The 19,520-nt window shown below is 39.4% G+C and carries 20 protein-coding genes; 15 read left to right on the forward strand and 5 right to left on the reverse strand.

The features are described from left to right. Positions 1-145: 145 nt before the first annotated feature. The 3 genes from nrdD (at position 146) to Q0376_RS06925 (ending at position 3,451) form a co-directional block, all read left to right on the forward strand. Positions 146-2,296: an anaerobic ribonucleoside-triphosphate reductase gene (gene nrdD, locus Q0376_RS06915; RefSeq protein WP_298705690.1), complete on the forward strand. Its 2,151-nt coding sequence runs from the start codon at positions 146-148 to the stop codon at positions 2,294-2,296. Between the two features lie 161 nt (positions 2,297-2,457). Then, on the forward strand, positions 2,458-2,955 hold the full coding sequence (gene nrdG, locus Q0376_RS06920; RefSeq protein WP_298705693.1) for an anaerobic ribonucleoside-triphosphate reductase activating protein: 498 nt from the start codon (positions 2,458-2,460) through the stop codon (positions 2,953-2,955). Positions 2,956-3,136: 181 nt separating this feature from the next. Further along, positions 3,137-3,451: a hypothetical protein gene (locus Q0376_RS06925; RefSeq protein WP_298705696.1), complete on the forward strand. Its 315-nt coding sequence runs from the start codon at positions 3,137-3,139 to the stop codon at positions 3,449-3,451. A 197-nt stretch (positions 3,452-3,648) separates the two neighbouring features. Here Q0376_RS06925 and Q0376_RS06930 read toward each other — a convergent pair whose 3' ends face one another. Both Q0376_RS06930 and Q0376_RS06935 read right to left on the reverse strand, forming a co-directional pair. Next, positions 3,649-4,197 carry a gamma carbonic anhydrase family protein gene (locus tag Q0376_RS06930; RefSeq protein ID WP_298705699.1) on the reverse strand — a complete coding sequence of 183 codons (549 nt, stop codon included), beginning with the start codon at positions 4,195-4,197 and terminating at the stop codon, positions 3,649-3,651. 47 nt (positions 4,198-4,244) lie between these two features. Continuing rightward, positions 4,245-5,186, reverse strand: a complete 942-nt coding sequence (locus Q0376_RS06935; protein ID WP_298705701.1) for a nitronate monooxygenase — start codon at positions 5,184-5,186, stop codon at positions 4,245-4,247. 464 nt (positions 5,187-5,650) lie between these two features. Here Q0376_RS06935 and Q0376_RS06940 point away from each other — a divergent pair, with 464 nt between their 5' ends. The 4 genes from Q0376_RS06940 to rpmF all read left to right on the forward strand — a co-directional run bounded on the left by Q0376_RS06940 (position 5,651) and on the right by rpmF (position 7,651). Further along, positions 5,651-5,785 carry a rubredoxin gene (locus tag Q0376_RS06940; RefSeq protein ID WP_298705704.1) on the forward strand — a complete coding sequence of 45 codons (135 nt, stop codon included), beginning with the start codon at positions 5,651-5,653 and terminating at the stop codon, positions 5,783-5,785. A gap of 519 nt (positions 5,786-6,304) precedes the next feature. Further along, a complete protein-coding gene (locus Q0376_RS06945) occupies positions 6,305-6,523 on the forward strand; it encodes a hypothetical protein (protein WP_298705707.1) in 219 nt (72 codons plus the stop codon). Between the two features lie 391 nt (positions 6,524-6,914). Then, positions 6,915-7,433, forward strand: a complete 519-nt coding sequence (locus Q0376_RS06950; RefSeq protein WP_298705710.1) for a DUF177 domain-containing protein — start codon at positions 6,915-6,917, stop codon at positions 7,431-7,433. A 35-nt stretch (positions 7,434-7,468) separates the two neighbouring features. After that, on the forward strand, positions 7,469-7,651 hold the full coding sequence (gene rpmF, locus Q0376_RS06955) for a 50S ribosomal protein L32 (protein ID WP_298705712.1): 183 nt from the start codon (positions 7,469-7,471) through the stop codon (positions 7,649-7,651). Positions 7,652-8,164: 513 nt separating this feature from the next. Here rpmF and Q0376_RS06960 read toward each other — a convergent pair. The 3 genes from Q0376_RS06960 to Q0376_RS06970 all read right to left on the reverse strand — a co-directional run bounded on the left by Q0376_RS06960 (position 8,165) and on the right by Q0376_RS06970 (position 12,634). Continuing rightward, positions 8,165-8,695 (reverse strand): DNA glycosylase, encoded by a 531-nt coding sequence (locus Q0376_RS06960; protein ID WP_298705938.1) that lies wholly within the window; start codon positions 8,693-8,695, stop codon positions 8,165-8,167. Positions 8,696-9,010: 315 nt separating this feature from the next. Next, positions 9,011-10,414 (reverse strand): alpha/beta hydrolase, encoded by a 1,404-nt coding sequence (locus Q0376_RS06965; protein WP_298705715.1) that lies wholly within the window; start codon positions 10,412-10,414, stop codon positions 9,011-9,013. Between the two features lie 297 nt (positions 10,415-10,711). Next, positions 10,712-12,634 (reverse strand): DUF438 domain-containing protein, encoded by a 1,923-nt coding sequence (locus Q0376_RS06970; RefSeq protein WP_298705718.1) that lies wholly within the window; start codon positions 12,632-12,634, stop codon positions 10,712-10,714. A gap of 334 nt (positions 12,635-12,968) precedes the next feature. Between Q0376_RS06970 and fapR the strand changes: the two genes are divergently transcribed. From fapR to Q0376_RS07010, 8 genes are all read left to right on the forward strand, one after another. After that, a complete protein-coding gene (gene fapR, locus Q0376_RS06975) occupies positions 12,969-13,529 on the forward strand; it encodes a transcription factor FapR (RefSeq protein WP_298705721.1) in 561 nt (186 codons plus the stop codon). A 4-nt stretch (positions 13,530-13,533) separates the two neighbouring features. Next, positions 13,534-14,562, forward strand: a complete 1,029-nt coding sequence (gene plsX / locus Q0376_RS06980) for a phosphate acyltransferase PlsX (protein ID WP_298705724.1) — start codon at positions 13,534-13,536, stop codon at positions 14,560-14,562. Continuing rightward, positions 14,546-15,541, forward strand: a complete 996-nt coding sequence (locus tag Q0376_RS06985) for a beta-ketoacyl-ACP synthase III (protein ID WP_298705727.1) — start codon at positions 14,546-14,548, stop codon at positions 15,539-15,541. The genes plsX and Q0376_RS06985 overlap by 17 nt, the downstream gene beginning before the upstream one ends. A gap of 12 nt (positions 15,542-15,553) precedes the next feature. After that, positions 15,554-16,498: an enoyl-[acyl-carrier-protein] reductase FabK gene (fabK, locus tag Q0376_RS06990; protein ID WP_298705730.1), complete on the forward strand. Its 945-nt coding sequence runs from the start codon at positions 15,554-15,556 to the stop codon at positions 16,496-16,498. Positions 16,499-16,514: 16 nt separating this feature from the next. Beyond that, complete coding sequence (fabD, locus tag Q0376_RS06995; protein WP_298705733.1) at positions 16,515-17,456, forward strand: ACP S-malonyltransferase; 942 nt, start codon at positions 16,515-16,517, stop codon at positions 17,454-17,456. A gap of 1 nt (position 17,457) precedes the next feature. Then, entirely contained in the window at positions 17,458-18,201 is a 744-nt protein-coding gene (gene fabG / locus Q0376_RS07000) for a 3-oxoacyl-[acyl-carrier-protein] reductase (protein WP_298705736.1), read from the forward strand. A 40-nt stretch (positions 18,202-18,241) separates the two neighbouring features. Then, positions 18,242-18,478 carry an acyl carrier protein gene (locus Q0376_RS07005; protein WP_006554975.1) on the forward strand — a complete coding sequence of 79 codons (237 nt, stop codon included), beginning with the start codon at positions 18,242-18,244 and terminating at the stop codon, positions 18,476-18,478. Between the two features lie 63 nt (positions 18,479-18,541). After that, complete coding sequence (locus tag Q0376_RS07010; protein WP_298705740.1) at positions 18,542-19,498, forward strand: nitronate monooxygenase family protein; 957 nt, start codon at positions 18,542-18,544, stop codon at positions 19,496-19,498. Positions 19,499-19,520 lie beyond the last annotated feature (22 nt).

Below are 19,520 nucleotides of genomic sequence, written 5' to 3' on the forward strand. Positions count from 1 at the left end.
ATGATGCAGAAGTATGGTGTAAACATATGCTGCCCAAGTAGTGCGTTGCGGTCATAGGCTGTGTGGCACAAAGTAGAGTTAAGAAATTATTTCATATACTATATATTGTATAAATACGTAATGAGTGTATAGGAGGCATCGAGCTGTGTTAGAGGTAATTAAAAGGGATGGCCAAAAGGTACCATTTGATAAAACTAAAATTGCAATAGCTATTGAAAAGGCTATGAATAGTAGTACAGGCTTGTATGAAGCAGGACTGGCTGATCGTATTGCCAATGAAATTGAAGAATACGCACATAAGATTGATAAAGCATTGACTATTTATGCTATTGAAGATCAAGTATATTACAAGCTTTTAGAGTACCACAATCCAGCCACAGCTCGTGCCTATGAAAATTACAAAGCTGTGCAGAGCTTTAAACGTAAAGTAAATACCACTGATGAGGATGTATTTGGCTTACTTGATCGCAGTAATGTAGCTATTTTAGATGAAAATTCTAATAAAGATGCTGCCATAGTATCTACACAACGCGATTTAATTGCTGGGGAAGTGAGCAAGGATATTGCTCGTCGTAAACTAATCCCTGCAGATATTGTGCAGGCACATGATAGTGGGGCCATTCATTTTCATGACATGGACTACATTATTCAGCCTATGTTTAACTGCTGCTTGATTAATCTTAATGATATGTTGACTAATGGTACTGTGATTAATGGCAAGAAGATTGATACGCCTAAGTCTTTTCAGGTAGCTTGTACAGTGACAACCCAAATTATTGCCCAAGTGGCATCAGGACAATATGGCGGCCAAAGTATTAATGGTATTGACCGTATTTTAGCGCCTTTTGTTCGCAAGTCTTATGATAAAATTTTAGCCAATGTACTAGAAGAACAGGTGGAAATTTATGGCATTAAGCCAGATATGGAAAAGGCCAAGGAAATCGCTTGGAAACGAACTCGCAAGGAAGTTAAAGACGGGATTCAGACAATTCAATATCAAATTAACACTTTGATGACAACGAATGGGCAGGCTCCTTTTGTCACTTTGTTCATGCACTTTGATCCTAATAGTGAATATGCTAAGGAAGCGGCACTAATTGACGAAGAAATTTTAAAACAACGTATTGTGGGCGTTAAAAATGAAGCCAATGTATACATCACGCCAGCCTTCCCTAAGTTAATTTATGTGCTTGATGAACACAATATTCATCCTGATGCACCGTATTATTATTTAACTGAACTGGCTGCTCAATGTACGGCTAAACGGATGTACCCAGACTATATTTCCGCAAAGAAAATGAAGGAAAATTACGAGGGCAATGTATTCAGTCCTATGGGCTGTCGCGCTTTCTTATCTCCGTGGAAAAACGAAAAAGGGGAGTATGTATTTGATGGCCGCTTTAATATGGGCGTAGTAAGTCTTAACTTGCCACAAATCGGTATTTTAGCGCGTCATAGTGAAGAACGTTTCTTTGAAATTTTAGACAAGCGCTTAGATTTAGTAGAAAAAGCCTTATTGCTTCGCTATGAGCTTTTGAAAAATGTAACCAGTGATGTATCACCTATTCATTGGCAGCATGGTGCCATTGCACGCCTTAAAAAAGGTGAACCTATTGGTGAGTTTTTAAAAGGTGGCTATGCTACGATCTCTATGGGTTACATTGGTATGTATGAAGCGACTAAGCTCATTACTGGTGAATCGAATACAGGTGAAAAAGGCCGTGTATTCGCTATGAAAGTAATGGACCGTTTAAATAAAGCTATTGAAACCTGGAAAAAACGTCACAATATGGGCTTTGCCCTTTATGGTACGCCAGCGGAAAGCTTAACCAATCGTTTTAGCTCTATTGACCGAGCTCGTTTTGGTGAAATCGAAGATATTACTGATAAGGGCTACTATACTAATAGCTATCATGTAAATGTACGCGAAGAAATCAATGTATTCGATAAATTTAAATTCGAATCAGAGTTTCAAAAGAAATCCACTGGTGGTTGTATTTCCTATGCTGAAATCCCTAATATGACTAATAATATTCCTGCTGTGTTGACTATGATTCAGTATATTTACGATAATATTTCCTATGCTGAATTCAATACAAAGTCTGATTATTGTCATGTATGCGGTTTTGATGGTGAAATTAAAGTCAATGATGACAATCAATGGGAATGCCCACGTTGTCATAATACAGATCGTGACAAATTAACTGTAATTCGCCGTACTTGTGGTTATTTAGGTGAAAACTTCTGGAATGAAGGACGCACTAAGGAAATAAAAGACCGCGTTATGCATATTTAAGTAGTTTATAAAGATGGTGAAACAGAGCCTAGTATCTTAAGGTCAGAAATAATAAAAAATAAATAACAGGTCATGTGCTACATGACCTGTTATTTTATCTATGCAAGAAAGTGGTTTATCTTCCATGTAGTTTTAAGATTTATGGGCTGGAGGCGAAAAATATGAATTATGGTCAGATTAGAAAATATGATATTGCTAATGGCTCCGGCATTCGCACATCTATTTTTGTGACTGGTTGTACTCATAAATGTTTTAATTGTTTTAATGAAGAGTATCAAAATCCTGCGGCAGGAACACCTTGGACTGAGAAGGAAACTGAGGAAGTTCTTTCCTATGTATCAGATCCTAATGTGGCAGGTCTTACCTTGCTCGGTGGTGAGCCATTTCAGAATGTAGACGGTTTATTGCCGGTAGTGAAAGCTGTGCGTGCAGCGGTGCCACAGAAAGATATTTGGGCGTATTCTGGCTATACTTGGGAGCAACTGGTGGCATGTGCAGAAAAGAAAGCCTTGCTTGAGCAATGTGATATACTAGTAGATGGCCGCTTTGTAGATGACCTAAAAGATCCAAGCTTGCGCTTTAGAGGTTCCAAAAACCAACGCATTATTGATGTGCAAAAAAGCTTGGCACAGGGCGGTATTGTAATTGCTATGGAGTAACTATATCTTAATTGTGTGACTCAGTGTTCATAATGGAATCTGTTGTTAGCGATTTAATTCGTTATTCATGGCGCAATTTCTTATTAGTGGTGCGATTTATTACTAAGGATGAAATTTGCTATTTATGGTGCAAGTCATTAGTATGGGGGCAGTTAATTGCCAATTGGAGAGGAGAGAGATCTTGAACGAGGAATTGATACAAAATTTTCATCAAATGTGGGATAATTTTCCAGGCATGGTACGTTTGATAGATAGTAAAAATAATGTACTCGCAGTGAATGAAAAGGCCGCAGCCTTTGGCTTTACTGAAGAGCGGCTTTGCGTACAAGTCGGAAAGCCGGAAATTCATCGAAATTGTAAGAAGTACTTAGCCTTAGCTAATCAAGAGGCGCAAGTAGATCGACCTAGTGTTGATAAATTGCGTGGCTGGATTCCTGTGGCAGGATATCCTGATGTGGTGGTTCATTTTACCTTGGCTATTCCCGATATGGAGTAGGGATTGAGATTAAGTAGATATTTTAAAATATTAAAACAGGCATATACTAAAACAGATATATACTAAAATAGGCATATACCAGTATATAAAAAAGAGGGCGATTCCAGTATGCCACCTGATGAATAGACCTATGGTCTAAGGGTAGGGAGCATACACAGGAGTCGTCCTCTTTATATAATCTTATTTAATAGAATTTATTAAACAATTTCGGCGCCATCTTTATAGCCTTCGCCACCGCAATTTGGTAGGAAGCCATAGCGCTCAGTCCAAAGCTGTTTATATTTGAGAGCTTGGTTGTGAATGCGCTCCAATTGGCTTTCGTCAGTACGGATGACTTTAGCTGGACAGCCTACAACGAGTGAGTATGGTGGTATTGTTGTGTTTTCAAGGACTACAGCACCGGCTGCAATAATAGAGCCCGTGCCAATGTGGCAGCCACTGAGAACTACAGAACCCATGCCGATTAGTACATTATCTTCAATGGTGGAGGCATGGACAATGGCAGTGTGACCGACGGTTACAAAATCGCCAAGAATACAAGGCGTATCAGAGTCTACATGGAGCACTGCATTATCTTGTACATTGGTGTAGCGGCCGATGACAATTTTATTAATATCGGCACGGGCTGTTACATTAAACCATACAGAGGCAAATTCTTTTAACTCTACATCGCCAATTAGTTGTGCACTAGGCATAACATGGCTTTTTTCATCTAACTTTGGATATTTTCCATTAAAACGCATCATGCGAGCATCTCCATTTCATTTTTAGATTTGTATTAAAAGATAGTTTTTTAGGCAAATCGCTGTGCCTTTTTTATAGCTTCTTTGGCTTCTGTAATAACAGATTCTACAATGGTTTTAGCAGGTTCGACTTTAGTGAGGCGGTGTAGACTGAGGCCACATTGTACAGCACCATTTACAGTATCACCATAAAGAGCGGCTAGCTTATTGGTTCCTTTGGATAAATTAGTTAATTCTTCTTTTGGAGCACAATTTTTTTCAAGCTCTAAATATTTGGCTGTAAATTCACTCTTAAGGGAGCGTACGCCACCATGACCACTCATTAAACCAGTTACGGCCGAATCCGTATCAACGGCATTGATAATAGCTTCTTTGCAATTATTGTGCATTTGACATTCTTCGGCAAGAATGAAACGAGAGCCCATTTGAACACCTTCGGCCCCCATCAGTAGGGCTGCGGCTAAGGCACGACCATCGGCGATGCCACCAGCGATAATTACAGGAATTTTCACTTCTGGGAGTACGTTTTCAAGGAGCGCCATAGTAGTCTGAGTACCAATGTGACCACCGGCTTCTAAGCCTTCCACGATGAGTGCATCAGCGCCAGCTGCTTCGACACGTTTAGCCAGTTTTACATTCGGAACTACAGGGATTACCTTAATTCCTGCTGCATGTAATGGCTCAATATATGGTACGGGATTACCTGCCCCGAGCGTAACAAATGCAGGTTTTTCTTCTAAAATAACCTTTACAATGTCATCTACATTATCGGCCATGAGCATTATATTTACGCCGAAAGGCTTATTCGTAAGAGCTTTCGCACTTTGAATTTCTTGACGTACCCAGTCAGCGGTACGGCCACCAGCTGCGATGACGCCTGTAGCGCCGGCATTAGCAACAGCAGCAGTTAATATGTGTTCAGAGGTCCAAGCCATAGCGCCTTGGATGATAGGATATTGAATGCCTAGTAATTCGGTTAATTTTGTTTGCATAAGAATCTCCTTTATACAATTTTATTTGAATATATTAGATACGGTCTATACTACATAGTATAAAAATTAATATTATAAGATACGTAGGCCTTATTCATTTTTGCTATCATAAAAGAGAAAGTAAAAATAAATACAGACTACTCTTCTATTATAAAGGATTTTCAATGAAAAATATAGAAAATTATAGATATAAGGATTATTTAATTGAATAATAAGCCTCTTTTTTTGAGGGTTATATAAGCCCCGAATAGGCTATTAAAAGGACATGAAAATAGAGTGGTATAGTTTTTCTTATTAGGATAAAAAAATATTAAAAAGATTTAGAAAAGTGCTATAAACCTAGATAAAATAAGGGATTTAAAAAAATACAAAATTAGAAAAAAGATATTGAATATTATCGATGTTTGTGTTACACTTAATTCATAGATAGAGTGTCTATTAAAAGTGAAAGGAGGCAAGTGAAGATGGATAAATATGTATGCGTAGTATGTGGTTGGATCTATGACGAAGCAGTTGAAGGTGTTAAATTCGAAGATCAACCTGATGATTACTTATGCCCAGTTTGCGGTGTAGGCAAAGATCAATTCGAAAAAATGTAATAATAACAAGTAATACTTGTTTATGAAAAGCCTCCTGAATAGGAGGCTTTTTTCGTAGGCGTATTGTGGCTAATTAAGGCCATAGTACGCTTTATTTTTTTCTTTAAAATAAATATTTAAGTTAAAATGTTAATAAAAATCTTAAAAGATGTGCTGAAAGAACATTAATATTATAAATTTTTCTATGAATAATGTAATTGATATAATTGTGAATAAGTAATGAAGCTAAAAGATAATATGCTTCAGAAGTTGTTAATATATTTGAGGAATATTTTAATCAGGAATATGATGATAAAAAGTGGCCATTTTCTAATATAATAATAGATGAGGGGCAAGATTTCAGTGATAGTATATTAGAACGACTTTATTATTTAACAAAAATCAATGGTGGAATTTTTAATATATTTTGCGATAAAAGTAAACGTATTATTAAGGAAGCACCTCCTGAATGGATTAGGGAATCCTTTGAATGTCAATTAAGTCTTAAGAAAAATTGTCGGAGTACCGCTACAATTCACCGTGCATAATTTTAAAGGCCTAGAAGCACAAGCCGTATTAGTGATTGATGTGGAAACATTAAAATTATTTGAAGTAAATATGTATAGGCTAATGTATGCTGGTTGCTCGAGCGCCATATTTCATTTACAAATTGCATTTTATGATGACATGGGAAATACCAAAAAAGAGCGAGCAAAAATCGTGAAGAGATTTGATTTACAAGTTATTGGTAAAAAATGAATAATTTATTTAGATGTACTGTTTATTAACTAAGAAAATGTGTATTTTGAGTTGATATGTGCTTTCTACTGCTGTGCAAGTGAAATATTCTAGACTCTATTATCTAAAGTTACAGACTTTGATAGAGTTAAGAATAAACTTTCAAATTGACGCCCCAAACAAATATGCTATAATATACATACTTACAAAAAGCAAATACTATATATAGATTTTATAGGTCCTAGCTATCATAGTTGGGTACAATAATTAGTATATATGGAGCTATTACTAGGTGATGAAATCTATAATCGTGTTACTTTTTGAAAGAACATTAGAATTTCTTCAATTTATAGGCTTATTTATTTGACAAAGCCTATATAGATAGCTATAATATTATAGTCGAGGTAAAATTATGAAACTGCAAGTAGAGCAAGCAAAAGAACACATAGGAAAATTATTTCCTTTTAAATTTACTGAACCAGCCACAGTGCTTGGGGCGGTAACTGCTTTTCCTTGGAGCCATCATGATATAACCATTAGTGGTGATTTTCGTTACGATGGACAGAATTTCATTGTCAATGGCACGGTCCAGACCCAAGGGGATTATGAATGTACGCGTTGTTTAGCGCCGGTGCATCATGAGGAAACAATTCCTTTTGGCGAAACTTTCGGAGTCTTGAAGGACTGGGAAGATGAAGAGGCAAGTGAGGTAGTTCCATTTGATGGTGAGACCATTGACTTAACGGAAGTCATTCGGGAAACATTAATCATCAATGAGCCCTCTCAAGTGTTATGTCAGGAAGATTGCAAAGGATTGTGCGTTCATTGCGGAGCAAATAAAAATGTTTCACCTTGTTCTTGTGAATCCTTTGTGGTGGATCCTCGATTGGCAGTGCTTCGTACACTGCTCGATGAAAAAGATGATGATTAATTTGTCCCAGTGATTATGTTAAGGAGGTGCAGATAATGGCAGTACCAAAGCGTAGATTGTCCAAATGTCGCCGCGACCGTCGTCGTGCGAACTGGAAGTTAACTGTTCCAGGTTATGTAGCTTGTCCGCAATGCCACGAACCTATGATGCCTCATCGGGTTTGCCCTACATGCGGTCATTATAAAGGAACTCAGGTAGTTAACAAAGTAGCTGAATAAGACCTGCTGAGCTAGCTTATAGCTCTACTATAAAAGCGTGGATATCCATTGGATGTCCACGCTTTTGTCGTTGTCAGACTCTTATAAGACTATATGTTTTTAGTAATTCTAGCTTTACTTATAAGTAAAGGCTCTAATAGTTGCCTTAGTATTTTTATTTTATTGTAGGTTGATTTCTTGGTAACTATCTTTACTTTAAGTCATCTATTTGTTATAGTTAAATCACTAGATGGGGGGAGCTGAGTATCCCAGCGGAGAAACCCTAGCACTAGTTGGCGGTCGGTGATACTACGACAGGCCGTCTTCTAATTGTAATAAAAAGCTGACACCTCATGAGGTGCCAGCTTTTGTTTTATCGTAAGATCTAAATCCTTACTTTATAGTTCTGTACTGTAGCATTAAATTAAACTTTGTCCCATAATCCTAACCATTAATTTATAATATATAAACGTTAATTTATAATAAGTAAATATTAATTTATAATATGAAGTGGAGCTCCTTATACGCTTATTGTTATTTTAGAATCCCTGTGGCCCTAAAGAATGCCTCATAAGCAGCCGCCTTTTTATCTAAGCTTAAAGGATAGGCCCTAGATGTGGACGGAAGTCTAGTGAGTTTAATGTGACGATCTCCAAATTGGAGTTCAATGGTTTCGCCTGTTTTGGGAAGCTTTGGTTTGTTAGCAGATAATTCAATGAGTACTTCGGTAGCTTTCCCACCTGTAGTACCGATGTACTGGCAGTCTGGCATTTTACTTAAGACTTCATCTATATGGACTGGATCGACTACGGTTAAAAAGGCATCCGACGCATTGCCGCGCTCACGAATGGCTTTCCATACAGTAGGACAGGAGGCAATTCCTTTTTCCATTAAAAAGGCTTTGATTTTATCGGCATCAAAGCCTTTTTCTTCGCCCTTTCTAAAATGTTCTTTATCATTAAAGAAGATTAAGCCATAGACACGCCACATATCGTTTTGAAAATTAGGATAGTGGAATTGCATGGCTCGTTTATCTGCGGCAGGTGGGAATGTGCCCATGCACATAACGGTAGCTTTAGGTGGGAGGAGTGGTGGAAAGGGCAGTGATTCTACAGGTCGCGCTGCGTTATGTATACTATTAGACTGAGTAGTAGTCTTAACGTTAGAATGTTTTTTAGATGTAACCATAATAAAACCCCTCTTTGCTATATAATTGAGTGTTCCTGTGTTATGGAATCACTCATGTATCAAGTATAGCATATAAGAGGGGTTCTTATGTTGCAAGAAGCACAGATTACAGATAGTTTGTTGTGTAGTGCTGTAGCTTTTTGCTTTAAAATAGATTCTTTTGTTTTATAGCATATGACGTAGTAGGTATTATTAAGCGTTAGCTGGCAATAATTGTTTTACAATCCAGTCAATCATAGCCTGGTTTACTACGTCCCCTTGGTATCCATGAGGGGCTTCGGAATTAGATACATATTCATTGTTAATACGATGGTTTAATAATGCTTGGCGGAAGCGTTCGCTTTGGGCGATTGGTACCAATGTATCTTGACCACCGTGAGCGATAAAGAATGGTGGTGTAGTATTTGATACATGATTAATAGGGCTACCTGCTAGGGCTAGCTCTACATAGCTCCAATAAGGCGAGCTTGTATCTTTAGTTTCGTATACATGGCGCAATACACCTACACCTTGGCCTTCTTGGTCAAAGCCGAGTAGAACGGATTCTTTAGCACTTGGTGAATCATGGGTGAGGGCTGCTTTTTCTGGTGCCTGTAAGGATGGCGACATTTCAGGACCCATGGTAAGCAGATCAGTAGGGCCGTAATAGTCGATGGCAGCCATGACCTTACTAGATACATTACGATTGTCGCCAACAGTGCCTTCAAAATCTGGGTTGTCATTCGTGGTAGCGGCTAAGGCTGCCAAGTGAGCACCAGCAGATGTGCCACTAATGGCGATGCGGTTTGGATCGATATTATATTCTTGTGCATGAGCTCTTAGATAGCGAATGGCACCTTTTACGTCATAAATTTGTGCAGGGTAGGCGGCTTCATCGCTAAGTCGGTATTCAACAGAGGCTAAGGCGATACCGCGAGGAACTACTTGTTTGAATACTTCTAAGGAGGAGCGATTATCTGCAGCCATGAGGTTATTTTGTATTGCTTGAGAAGTTTGAGAAGTTTGAGAAGTTTGTCCTACTTGTGAATTTTGAGAAGTTTGTGCTGTTTGTGAATTTTGAGAGGCTACCTGACTGGATAGTGCAGTGGTACCTTCTTTGACTTGAGGATTGTGGGCTGTTAATGGGTCCGCATAGGTTCCCTTAGCCCATGCACCACCATGAACGAAGATGAGAAGCGGTACAGGTCCTTCTGCATTTTTAGGCATGTATAAGTTGAAGTGTAAGTCTTTTTCTTCACCGTTCTTGGTGCTTACTTTGCCAAATACAATATCTTGATAGGTCGGCAAAATAACTTCTTGTACGGCCGTTGCTTGTTTGTGGGTGTTGTTATTTGTCATTTGATTATGAGGTACTGTTTTAATTGATTGTGAAATAGACATAGTTTGACTCTGGCTCTCTGGGGATGAAAATGTAGCTTTCATTGAAGTAATGGTGGCTAATGTATTTGTTTTACTGGATGTGGAGAAGTTGTGATTGCTATTAATAGTAAAGGCACTAATAGACGTTTCTGTATCCACTATATTAGCTAAGGCACCACTAGTAAGTACAGCGCTACAAAGACAGGATAAAATGGCTAGTTTCTTCATGCGATTCATTTTAACGTCCTCCTTGAAATTAATACATCTTAAAATAAACGCATTTTTAATTAATACATAATGTATTTGAAATATATATATATTATAATACTATTTTTCTTATGAGACTATTTTTAAGGAAGACTAATTTTAAGAAAAATAAAATAGAAGAAAGTACATAATATATAGAACTAACAAAAAAGGACCTATAGGTAGGTCCTTTTTGCTCACTAAAGTGGCTGTATGTAGTTTGTTTTTCTTGGCTTCTAGCGCTTTGGTGGCGGCTCAAATAGAGATGTTTGTTATAATCTATGAAACTTACTTGCTTTTTGGGGCGGTGTGATGGGTTTCGATGTATTGGGCTACTTGCTGTATAAGTTCTAATATGTTCATACCTGTACGATCGGCAGCCTTTTGTAAGGTCGCTTTTTTAGCCATGATTTTACCAAATGTTGTATTTAACATACTAAAAGAGCTATTGATTTGAGGCATGTACTGACGAAGACCTTCCACTTGGTCAAAGAGGTCAAATAGTTTTGTGTCAGGCGTGAGAACAATACCTTTTACCGTGCAGTGAGGGGGCGTGGTGCTTTCGACACCTGCTATGGGGCTTTCTAAGTTAGTGTCTGAAGTGTTGACACTTGATGCTTTAGTATCTGAAGTATTAGTGTTTAATGCCCTGGTGTCTAAAGTGTTGGTACTTGATGCTTTAGTATCTGAAGAATTAGTGCTTAATGCCCTGGTGTCTGAAGTGCTAGCATTTGACGTCTGACTATCTGTAGCATTGCTGGCTGGTGTATTGGTAGTTTCGTCATTGCCATGTACTTCATTGTCCCATGTAAGGAGTGTGCGTGAACCTTCTAAGCTGCGGATGTGTGTACAGTCTTGCATCATTTCTAAAACACCTTTAAAATGGCCGGCTTCATCGCGAACGGCGGTGTAGAGGATATAAATAAAGGCTTCCGGTTTATTAATCCAGAATTCGGCTTTGTCTTGTTCGCCGGAACGGAACTTTTCAATAATTTCTTCTACAAGATGCACACTTTTGGCTGGATGGCAATTGCGCACTTCACGGCCAATTACATTGGCGCTGCGCGGGAATATACGATGTTTAGTATCACTGTAGAATTTTACTAGTTCGTTTTCGTCTACATAGGAAAGGTCCACTGGCATATGTTGGAATAATAAATTGATGCGATTTAAGGAAAGCTTGCCCGTTGCTACATCAAGGTCGGCATCGCGGTCGATGTGTAAGGTTCCATTTGTAGTGGTAGGCGCTGATGCGGTAGTTCCAATGTTATATTTGTTGAGTAAGGCTGTAAGTTCCGCCATAAAGTTTGATTCTTCTCTTGTGGAGGAGAGACTTTCAGGGGTTGTTGGTGCAGAGTTGGTATTCTGGGGATTTAGATCGGTAGTTATATGAGGGTGACTAGTGGTAGCCATAGGGAACGTTACATTAGGGGCGTGCACCTCGTTACCATTGGTTTTATAAAATGGAGGCGGCGTAATAAGGGCAAAGCCTATTTCATGGTCGCCGCGGCTCATACGGATAAAATCTTCTTCAGAGCAAAGTTTGATTGCTGTAGGGAATAAAACTTCTTGTTCTTTATCGCAAAGGTCGCGGAATGCATCGATTACATCTGGCTGTAAGTCAAGAAAATCAGCAATCTGTGGGGCCGTCATGTCTTGATTTTGTAATAGTTTGTAACTGTCGCTAATGAGATTACGCACTTTGTCGTCGAAGGTCCACATAATTTTAGTAGGTCGATCAAAACCATAGACCTCTAATGCAGGATAAAGCTGATTTTGTTTGCGTGATAAATGGCGCTTCCATTGAATCAATTCGTCATAAATACCTAGCCATGGATTTTTTATAAAGTGAGTTGCTTTCGTAAGAGCTTCTGCCTCATTGATGAGGGCTAGGCCGGCTTTGATTTCCTCTACATAGACCCAAAGAGGATGATTTATAGCATAATTATTTTCAGTGCGAACTAAGATGCCGTCAAATAGTTCTAGCAGGTCATCCATGCGATGGGTGATTTCTTCATCTGTATAACTTCCTTTTAACTGTTGTTCTCCATAAGCAAATTCATCAGGTGTACAAGTACCGATATGCTGTTTTAAAAGGGAGCGAGCTTCTTCTAAGGTGAGTTCGCTACTTAAGTATTTATCTTTAATGGTAATCATTGTTTCAAGACGAACATCATTTTCAAGACCTAATGTTGATTTCATGGTAGTCATAATATATCTCCTGTTCTTTGTGATGTAATATGTTTAGTTATAAGCTAAATAATGGTATAATATAGTGATGCATTTGAATGAGTAATGCATTTGAAAGAGTGCGGTTTATTTTGTTGAGTTCTTTCATTGGTTTTATTATAATTAAAGTGAAAATAGTTTTCAGTAGCTATGGCTACATGTATAGGAATAAGTAGTTATATATGTAGTGACAAAATCATAAAAATACAATATGTAGTGGTTTATAGTAAAAAATTAATATATTTACTTGCATTAATTGTGATGGTAGCATATAATTGTAATGAAGTATTATTACTTGGTCATAAAAGGTGGTACCATGAGTCGGATAAAGAAACAAGAGCGACAGCAGTTATTGCAAGAAAAACTGAATACAACGCCTTTCCTTACCGATGAGGAGCTGGCCATCTTTTTTAATGTCAGCGTTCCTACCATTCGCTTAGATCGGTTAGAGCTAGGGATTCCTGAGTTGCGAGAGCGCATTAAAGCAAAAGCTGAGGGAAATGCACATGAGGCGAACGAGCATGACCATATTGAAGTGGTTGGTGAGCTAATTGACTTGACAGTGGGGCAGCAAGGTCTTAGCATATTACGTACGACTAGTGATATGACAGACTGCGCTGGCTATGTCGAGCCTCAGTATTTATATGCACAAGCGGATTCGTTGGCAAAAGCCGTACTTGGTGTGCCAGCTGCCCTCGCGGGAGTGGGCAATATTAAGTACAAGAATCCGGTGAAGGCAAATTGTAATCTAGTGGCGAAGGCATCAGTGATGCGCCAGCGCGGTGAAAAGCATTTCATCTGGGTTACGATTAAAAATAAAGTAAATGAAGTCTTTCGGGCCAAATTTATAATGGAGCCCATCGAGGATAGGATGTAGGTATATGAAAATTGCAGTAGATGCTATGGGCGGCGATTTTGCTCCTTTAGAAATGGTGTTAGGAGCCATTGACGCAGCTAAAGCATTTCCACATATGGAAATAGTATTAGTAGGTGACGAACAACAGATTCGTGATGTACTAGTAGAACAAGGACAAGAAAATAACCCACAATTGACAATCCAGCATGCTAGTGAAGTTATTGGCATGTGTGAGCATCCTGGTACAGCGGTGCGCAAGAAAAAAGATGCGTCAATTTTAGTTGCTACTCGTCTAGTTCGCGAAAAAGTGTGTGATGCAGTTATTGCGCCAGGTAGTACTGGAGCAGCTGTAGCAGCTGCTTTGTTTGGACTCGGACGAATTAAAGGCATTGATCGACCTATGATTGCAACGCCTATACCAACTACAACGGGAGTAACAGTTATGATGGATTCCGGTGCGAATGTAAATTGCAAGGCAAAACATTTAGTACAGGGCGCTATTATGGGTTACAACTATGCGCGCTTAATGTTCGGTAAAGAACATCCTAGCATAGGCCTACTCAATGTAGGTGAAGAAAATACAAAGGGCAATGAGCTTTGTTTAGCTACCTATCCTTTGTTAGAACAATTAAAAACAATTCCATTTTATGGCAATGTTGAGGGACGCGATATTCCTAAAGGTACAGTAGATGTAGTACTTTGTGACGGTTTTGTAGGTAATGTAGTGCTAAAATTTGCTGAAGGCTTGGTAGGTGCTGTAACTCAATTATTAAAAGATGGTATTAAAAATGGTGGTATTTTTGCTAAACTAGGGGCTATGATGTTGTACCCAGTGGTGAAGAAAATACGCCACCGCTTAGATCATACTGAAAATGGAGGAGCCCCTTTACTTGGTGTAAATGGTGTATTCCTTATTTCTCACGGCAGCTCCAAGGCTAAAGAGATTTTTACAGCTATTAAGATTGCCGGAGAACTCGTAGATCGTAAAATTATTGAAAACATTCAACATAGTATAGAAGAAGAAGGAGCAATAAAATATGACGATGTGGACTAAGCCAGTCGGAATAGTCGGTACTGGTAGCTTTTTACCAGATAATATTGTGACTAACGCGGATTTAGAGAAAATCGTTGATACAAGTGATCAATGGATTCGCGAACGTACTGGTATTGAAGAACGACGCATTGCCCCAGAAGGAATGAATGCTTCAGACATGGCTACCGAAGCTGCCAAGCGTGCCTTGGAAGCGGCGAATCTAACAGCCGAAGATATTGATTGCATCATTGTGGCCACATTAACTGGCGATATGAGTATTCCTTCCACAGCATGTTTAGTACAGGCTAACTTGGGCGCTAAACGAGCAGCTGCTTATGATTTAGGCGCTGCCTGCTCTGGTTTTGTATATGGCCTAATCACTGCTGGAAGCTATGTTAATTCGAATATATTTAAAAATGTACTTGTTATTGGCGTAGAGGTATTATCTCGCGTCATTAATTGGCAAGACCGGAGTACCTGTGTACTTTTCGGTGATGGCGCTAGTGCAGCCATCGTGTCCACTGTAGCAGAAGGGTATGGTATGCTCGGTATGGACATGGGCGCTGATGGGACTGGCGGAATGAGCTTATGCATTCCATCCAGTGGCACTGCCATGGTTCCAAATGATCAAAGAGTAGAAGAAGGCCTCACCTATATTCATATGGATGGAGCTGAAGTATATAAATTTGCAGTAAAGACTATGGGACGTACCGTATTAACTGCGTTAGACCATGCAGGCTTAGAACTCTCTGACTTAGATTGTTTTATTCCTCATCAAGCAAATACACGGATTATTGACTCTGCTGCACACCGATTAAAATTGCCTAGTGATAAAGTATTTGTAAATTTACCAAAGTATGGTAATACATCGGCCGCTTCTGTAGGTATAGCCCTTGATGAAGCATTGCGTTCAGGGTTTATAAAACGAGATGACATTGTAGCCTTTGCAGGTTTTGGTGCCGGATTGACTTGGGCTGGCTTGGTAATGAAATGGTACTAAGGAGGAGAAACCATGATAAAGACTGATATTTGTGATTTATTAGGGATTGAGTATCCCATATTTCAAGGCGGGATGGCTTGGTTAGGCACTGCTGAATTAGCAGCCGCTGTTTCTGAAGGCGGCGGACTTGGTATCATTGGTGCTGGTCATATGCCACCAGATGTGTTCCGCAACGAAATTCATAAACTTAAGGAACGTACAAGTAAACCATTTGGTTGTAACATCATGTTAATGTCTCCTTTCGTTAAAGAAGTTATGCAAGTAGTACTTGAAGAGCGTGTACCAGTTATTACTACTGGGGCAGGTAATCCGAGTACGTATGTACCAGCTTTGAAAGAAATCGGCACTAAAGTAATTCCTGTAGTTGCTTCCGTGTTACTTGCTAAACGCTTATTGCGTGGCGGCATTGATGCAATCATTGCAGAAGGTACTGAATCTGGCGGTCATGTAGGGGAAATTACAACGATGTGTTTAATTCCTCAAATCGTTGACGCTGTTAATGTACCAGTGATTGCTGCTGGTGGTATTGGCGATGGTCGAGGTGTAGCAGCAGCCTTTGCGCTTGGTGCAAGCGCTGTACAAATGGGGAGTCGTTTCGTTTTATCTGACGAATGTATTGCTCATCCTAACTATAAGGAAGCTGTTCTTAAAGCTAAGGACCGTTCCACTATTATGACGGGCTTAACGACTGGTCATCCGGTGCGTATTTTAGAAAATCTTTTATCCCACCAATACCAAGAAATGGAATTCGGTGGTGCTACAAAAGAACAATTAGAAGAACTTGGGGCAGGCACACTTCGTAAAGCTGCTATTGACGGTGATGTTAAACATGGCTCCGTTATGATTGGCCAAATCTCCGGTATGTTACAAGATGTAAAACCTTGTGCAGATATTATTAAAGATATTATGAGTGAAGCTGAAACCGTAATGGGTGGCTTACAAAAAATGATTAAATAATACGGGAGGCAGAAACGTGAAAACAGCATTTGTATTTCCAGGTCAAGGTTCTCAAAAAGTAGGCATGCTTCAAGATTTATACAATGAGTATGCCATTGTAAGACAACGTTTTGCTGAAGCAGACGAAGCATTGGGGTATAGCATTAGCAAACTTTGCTTTGAAGGTCCTGATACTGAACTTGTTAAAACAGCTAATACACAACCAGCTATTTTAACCGCTAGTGTAGCTTGTTATGAAGTATTAAAAGAAAAAGGCTTTACTCCTGACATTGTAGGTGGTCATAGCCTTGGTGAATACAGCGCGTTAGTCGCTGCTGGTGTATTGGATTTTAAAGATGCTGTGTACATTGTGCATAAGCGTGGTCAATACATGCAAGAAGCTGTGCCTATCGGCGAAGGTGCTATGGCTGCTATCTTAGCATTACCACGAGAAACAGTAGTTTCTATTTGTGAAAAAATCGACAAAGAAGTAGGCTCTGTACAAGCTGTTAACTTTAACTGCCCAGGGCAAATCGTAATTGCCGGCGCTAAAGAAGCAGTAGAAAAAGCGGCTGAAGAAATGAAAGCAGCTGGCGCTAAACGCGCTGTAATGCTTCCTGTAAGCGCACCATTCCACAGCCGTTTGATGGAACCAGCGGCAGCTCGTCTTAAAGAAGAGCTCGATAAAGTAACTGTAAAAGATGCTGAAATTCCAGTGGTTGTTAATATTACTGGTGAAATCTTAACTGATGCGGACGCTATTAAAAAATCCTTAGTTATTCAAGCAGCTCACCCTGTACTTTGGGAAGACTGCGTTGATACAATGATTAAAAATGGCGTTCAAAACTTCGTAGAAGTTGGCCCAGGCAAAGTATTGACTGGCTTCACTAAGAAGATTAATAAAGAAATGCAATTAGCTAATGTAGAAGATGTAGAGTCCTTGGCTAAAACGCTTGAATTTTTAGAGGGGGTTCGATAAAATGCATTTAGGAGATAAGGTTGCCTTAGTAACTGGTGCTTCTCGCGGCATCGGCCGTGCCATTGCGATTCGCATGGCTCAAGTAGGTGCTGATGTAGTTGTTAACTACAGTGGTAGTGAAGCAGCTGCTCAAGAAACAGTAGATGCTATTTTAGCTCTTGGTCGCAAAGCGATTAAAATTAAAGCTGATGTGTCCAATGCTGATGAAGTAGCCGCTATGGTTGAGGAAGCGCATAAAACATTTGGTCATATCGACATTTTAGTAAACAACGCTGGTATTACACGCGATGGTTTACTTATGCGTATGAAAGATGCTGATTGGGATGATGTGATTAACATCAACTTAAAAAGCGTATATTTAGTAACAAAGGCTGTTTCCAAAATTATGATGAAACAGCGCAGTGGTAAAATCGTCAATATGACATCTGTTGTAGGTGTTACTGGTAATGCGGGTCAAGCCAATTACAGTGCATCTAAAGCTGGTGTGATTGGTTTTACTAAAACTTGTGCAAAAGAATTAGCCTCCCGTGGCATTACTGTTAATGCCATTGCGCCGGGCTTCATTCACACTGACATGACAGATGTATTGCCAGATAAAGTGAAAGATGCCATGGTTGAAACCATTCCAATGCATCGCATGGCAGAACCAAGCGAAGTAGCGAATGTGGCTGTATTCTTATCTAGTGGGTTATCAAGCTATATTACAGGCCAAGTAATCAATGTTGATGGTGGCATGGTGATGTAGTATCATAAATTAGATTCCATTGAAAGGAGGTGAAATCACAATGACCACGTTTGATAAAGTAAAAGCGATCGTTGTGGAACAGTTAGGCGTTGACGAAGCTGAAGTTAAAATTGATTCTACATTCATCGACGACTTAGGAGCTGACTCCTTAGACATCGTTGAATTGATCATGGCTTTCGAAGAAGAATTCAATGTAGAGATTCCTGATGATGTAGCTGAAAAAATTAAAACAGTTAAAGATACGGTAGAATATATTGATTCTATCAAAGAAGCGTAAGACTTGTGCACCGATAGGAGGCTTCGGCCTCCTGATCGGTATACGTAACAGGAGGAATTTATAGTGAAGCTCCCTGAACTTCGCATAGGGAATTTGGTTGCAAAAGTGCCTATCATTCAAGGTGGCATGGCAATCAGATTATCTACAGCACGCCTTGCGGCAGCTGTAGCTAATGAAGGTGGCATTGGTCTTATTGCGGCCTCCGGTATGCCATTTGATGAATTACGTTATGAAATAAGATTAGCTAGAAAATTATCACCTACGGGTATTATTGGTATAAATGCGATGGTAGCAGCCTCTGAGTTTGCTGGCCTAGTAAAAACTGCTATTGAAGAAGGCATTGACCTCGTGGTAGCAGGGGCAGGTTTTTCACGCGATATGTTTGGTATGGGCAAAGAGTCTGGAACTCCTATCGTGCCAATTGTATCCAGTGGTAAATTAGCCCGAATTTCTGAAGGCTTAGGTGCCGCTGCAGTAATTGTAGAAGGTAGTGAAGCAGGTGGACATTTAGGTACTAATCGTTCATCTCGTGAAATTGTACCTGAAGTACTTAAAGCAGTTAAAAATATCCCTGTCATTGGTGCCGGTGGGGTACTTGATGGGAAAGACATTGTAGAAATGTTAAAACTTGGCGCTCATGGCGTACAAATGGGCAGTCGTTTTGCAGCCAGTGTAGAATGTAATGCATCAGACGAGCTCAAAAAAATGTATGTGCGCGCTGATAAGCCTGAAGACATTGTTTTAATCGAGAGTCCAGTGGGATTGCCAGGTCAGGCAATTCGCAATAAATTTGCAGCTTCCGTATTGGATGGTACAGTGGCTCCACCTAAAGTGTGTGACCGTTGCTTAAAGCATTGCTCTCATAAGTTCTGCTTGATTAAAGCCTTAGAACGGGCACAACAAGGTGATGTAGAAAATGGGCTTGTATTCTCCGGCAATAATATGAGAAAAGTAGATGAAATTTTGCCAGTGAAAGAGATTTTTGAAAAATTAATCAAAGAAGTCTCAGCTATTGATTAATGTATTTCAAAGAGAGTTTACA

This window comes from uncultured Veillonella sp., from assembly GCF_937981445.1.
Taxonomy (GTDB): Bacteria; Bacillota; Negativicutes; order Veillonellales; family Veillonellaceae; genus Veillonella_A.